Annotated in this window: 4 protein-coding genes; all 4 read left to right on the forward strand. The window is 51.6% G+C overall.

The window, feature by feature from the left end:
• Window positions 1-255 precede the first annotated feature (255 nt).
• The 4 genes from P1P89_23130 to P1P89_23145 all read left to right on the forward strand — a co-directional run bounded on the left by P1P89_23130 (window position 256) and on the right by P1P89_23145 (window position 2,255).
• Window positions 256-393 carry a hypothetical protein gene (locus tag P1P89_23130; protein ID MDF1594418.1) on the forward strand — a complete coding sequence of 46 codons (138 nt, stop codon included), beginning with the start codon at window positions 256-258 and terminating at the stop codon, window positions 391-393.
• A 38-nt stretch (window positions 394-431) separates the two neighbouring features.
• The gene (locus P1P89_23135) at window positions 432-1,142 is read left to right on the forward strand and encodes a cysteine hydrolase (protein ID MDF1594419.1); all 711 of its coding nucleotides are present in this window, start codon (window positions 432-434) and stop codon (window positions 1,140-1,142) included.
• 13 nt (window positions 1,143-1,155) lie between these two features.
• The gene (locus P1P89_23140; protein MDF1594420.1) at window positions 1,156-1,926 is read left to right on the forward strand and encodes a glucose 1-dehydrogenase; all 771 of its coding nucleotides are present in this window, start codon (window positions 1,156-1,158) and stop codon (window positions 1,924-1,926) included.
• Between the two features lie 164 nt (window positions 1,927-2,090).
• Window positions 2,091-2,255: a mechanosensitive ion channel gene (locus P1P89_23145; protein MDF1594421.1), complete on the forward strand. Its 165-nt coding sequence runs from the start codon at window positions 2,091-2,093 to the stop codon at window positions 2,253-2,255.
• Window positions 2,256-2,311 lie beyond the last annotated feature (56 nt).

The following is a 2,311-nucleotide window of genomic DNA, read 5'->3' on the forward strand; positions in this document are numbered from 1 at the left end:
CTACGCCAACGCGAACCGCCGAAATTATGGCAGATGAGACACCCTTTGTTTCCATATGTGACAAAATTAGTATATTTGTCACAAAATGTCAACTTAAAAATACAAAAAGGTCGGTTTTTCAGGCCATTTAAGACGTAATATGAGGCGTACACCCTGTTCTCTTACTATCTGAAAAATTTTTATGTCGATACCCTCACGTTCAAGAAAGAGACGCTTCAGTTTACGGCCGGCATTATGCCGCCGGGGCATCTATACATGGGGACGGACTATCCCTACGACATGGCCGACGTCGACCCGGTCGGATCGGTTGAGGCGGCCTTTGAGGATGCCGACCAGCGCGAGCAGGTATACTGCCGGAACATCAATAAAGTGCTTTGGGGAAAGGCCATTTGAACAAAACGACGGATTCAAGATAAAATGGGATGTGCCCGATGAAAGAAATTCAAATTATTGATAGAAGCGACATGGTGTCAAAGCTGAAACAGAACCTGGTCATAGACCCGGATAAGACGGCTTTTATAGCCGTTGACATGCACCGGGGCCATTTGGACCCGGCCGTGGCAACGATGCCGGCATCGGAAGAAGACTGCCGGCGCGTGGTTCTAAATACCCAACGGCTTTTTAATTTCGGACGCACCCTGAATATGCCGATCATCCATGTAATTCTGGTTCACCGGGAAATCCCCGGACTGGGGTCCGAGGCCATGCAGAACGTGTTCTGGAAATCGGTTCAGACCACACTATCGGAAGAAAACAGGTTAAGCCCGGGGAGAAAATCCACCACCCGGTTTCACAACCTGGCGGGATCGGCCGGCACCGAGATTATTCCGGCGCTTAAAGCGGATACCGACTACGTCATCAATAACAAAAAGCGTCTGGACTGTTTCTTCGGCACCGACCTGGAAATCCTGCTGCGCACCCTCGGAACTGAAACCGTTGTGCTGACCGGCATTAACACTAACACCTGCGTGATGAATACGGCCTTTTCAGCATTTAACCGCGATTTTCAGGTCATTGTGGTATCCGATTGCGTGGCGAGCATGTATGGAGAGGATCTGCATGTCCTGGGCCTGGAAAACGTCAAGCGGTGCCTGGGTCATGTTCTCACCGTTGCGGAATTGATCGAGAAAACAAGCACTTAAAGGAGATTGACCAATGAGCGATCGTATGGATCAATTTAAACTGACCGGCAAGGTGGCCGTCGTAACAGGCGCCAGCGAAGGGATTGGAAGCGGCCTTGCAATCGGTCTGGCTGAAGCCGGTGCGGATATCATTGTCTGCAGCCGGCGCGAGGAGAAATTAAAGGAAGTAAAAGCTGAGATAGAAAAAACAGGCCGCAAGGCCGAGGTCTTTGTCCTGGACATATGCAGGCTAAGCGATATTGAGGATCTGAAAAAATTTATTTTGGACCGATTCGGCAAGGTCGATATCCTGGTAAATAATGCAGGCTTTACGGTGACAAAGCCCGCCTGGGATACAACTGAGGATGAATGGAATGGAATGATTGATACGGGATTTAAGGGGCTCTTTTTCTGCTGCCAGATTGTCGGTTCCCTCATGAAAGAACACGGATACGGAAAGATAATAAACCTCAGCTCGACCTTCAGCCGCAGCATTATACCGGGCCGGTCCGTCTATGCCGCCGTCAAAGCCGGCGTTTCTCACCTTACCGAGGCGCTTGCATTGGAGTGGGCTTCCAGCGGGATACGGGTAAACGCCCTTGCCCCCACCGCCGTTATGACGCCCAGCCGGGAACATCTCCTCCAAGGCGAAGTTTTGAAGAAAATTCTCAGCCGCATCCCGTTGGGGCGCCTGGCAACCCCTGACGATCTGGTAAACGCCGCCATCTATCTGGCCAGCCCGGCCTCGGATTTTGTCACCGGGCACACCCTGCTTGTGGACGGCGGCTGGGTGGCTGCCAGCTGAGACAGGATGCGGCATAAATCATTCGACGGTTCGATAGCCCCTCATCCAGGCTCCGATCTTCATCACGGCGATGAAAATAGGAGCGGATTTTGTACGGCGTCTTTGGCGGTCGGCGCTGGATGCGGGGTTTGGTTCCAATAATCGGAGAATAGACGGCACGATTCATGGGAGTCAACATCACGACCCTCATTGCCGGCTTGGGAATCGGCGGCATCGCTGTTGCGCTGGCAATGCAAAATATCCCTGGCGACCTTTTTGCCTCTCTGTCCATTGTGTTGGATAACCCTTTCGTCGTAGGCGACTTTATCTTTAACTGGGTATGCAGTTAACTCAACCGCCCACTATATGTAGAGGGTTACCTCCAATAATCATTTGGCGCGACACA

The sequence above is a fragment of the Desulfobacterales bacterium genome, from assembly GCA_029211065.1.
In the GTDB taxonomy this organism is placed as follows: Bacteria; Desulfobacterota; Desulfobacteria; order Desulfobacterales; family JARGFK01; genus JARGFK01.